The organism is Streptomyces durbertensis (assembly GCF_014156695.1).
Taxonomy (GTDB): domain Bacteria; phylum Actinomycetota; class Actinomycetes; order Streptomycetales; family Streptomycetaceae; genus Streptomyces; species Streptomyces durbertensis.
In genome coordinates this window covers 1-398 of the sequence record NZ_WMLF01000965.1, presented here as the reverse complement: position 1 = coordinate 398, position 398 = coordinate 1, and the positions used below count along the sequence as shown (strand labels likewise).

The 398-nt window shown below is 76.4% G+C and carries 1 pseudogene; it reads left to right on the top strand.

Features of this window, described 5'->3' with window-relative positions:
* Nucleotides 1-145: 145 nt before the first annotated feature.
* A pseudogene (locus tag GL263_RS27895) lies at nucleotides 146-398 on the top strand (hydrolase); the annotation flags it as partial.

Here is a 398-nt window from a genome sequence, read left to right as displayed (position 1 = left end):
GACTATTGCCGGCCTGCTCGGACACACCCCGCCCGAGCCCTAGGCTCGTGCCCCACCTCCACGACCAAGCGGCCGTCCTCGGACGCCCCGGGGCGCCGACCCCGAGGCGCCCGCCACGTCGGTCACACGCCTATGCGGGAGTCCGATGGCCGACAGCCAGCCGCACGAGCCGGGCAAACCGGACCGCACCGCCGACGGCGGCGGCCTCCTGCTGTGCGGGGCACGACTGGCCGACGGCCGCGCCGTCGACGTACGGCTCGCCGACGGCCGCATCGAAGCGGTCGGCACCGCCGGCAGCCTCCGCCACCACGCCGACCACACCGGCTCCCGCGTCGACCTCGACGGCTACCTGCTGCTCCCGGCACCCGCCGAACCCCACGCCCACCACGACACCGCCC